At 61.4% G+C, this 585-nt stretch carries 1 pseudogene; it reads left to right on the top strand.

What is annotated here, in order from left to right:
• Window positions 1-328 (top strand): annotated as a pseudogene (locus BN1119_RS12130) (adenylosuccinate lyase); the annotation flags it as partial.
• Window positions 329-585 lie beyond the last annotated feature (257 nt).

The following is a 585-nucleotide window of genomic DNA, read 5'->3' as shown; positions in this document are numbered from 1 at the left end:
GGCGGTGGGTTACTCCCTGATTGCCTATCAGGCAACCCTCAAGGGCATCTCCAAGCTGGAAGCCAACGCGGACGCCATGGCCGCCGATCTGGACGCCAACTGGGAAGTGCTGGCGGAGCCCATCCAGACCGTGATGCGCCGCTACGGCATCGAGAAGCCCTACGAGAAGCTGAAAGAATTGACCCGTGGTCGCCGCGTCGACGCCGAAGGGATGCGCACCTTTATCGACACCCTCGAGCTCCCCGAGCACGTGAAAGTCGAGCTGAAGAAGCTGACCCCGGCCAACTACATCGGCGACGCCCAGCGTCTGGTCGATCTGCTGAAGTAAGGCGATAACCTGATATCCGGGGGCCCTGTGCATCTGTTGCCACAGGGCCCCCTGCTCTTTTCAAGCACCCGACAGGCCTTGCCCAAGCCCGCCTTGGGCAAGCCCTCTCACAAGATACGAGAAGCACCATGTACCAACTCAATCTGGATATCGCTCACTTCCTCGAGCACTACTGGCAGAAGCGCCCGCTCCTCATCAAGGGCGGTTTCACCGACTTTCAGGATCCCATCAGCCCGGACGAGCTGGCGGGGCTGGCC

The sequence above is a fragment of the Aeromonas bivalvium genome (assembly GCF_000819765.1).
GTDB lineage: Bacteria > Pseudomonadota > Gammaproteobacteria > Enterobacterales > Aeromonadaceae > Aeromonas > Aeromonas bivalvium.
The sequence above is the reverse complement of the archived record's forward strand: the minus strand, read 5'-3'. Positions and strand labels throughout refer to the sequence as shown.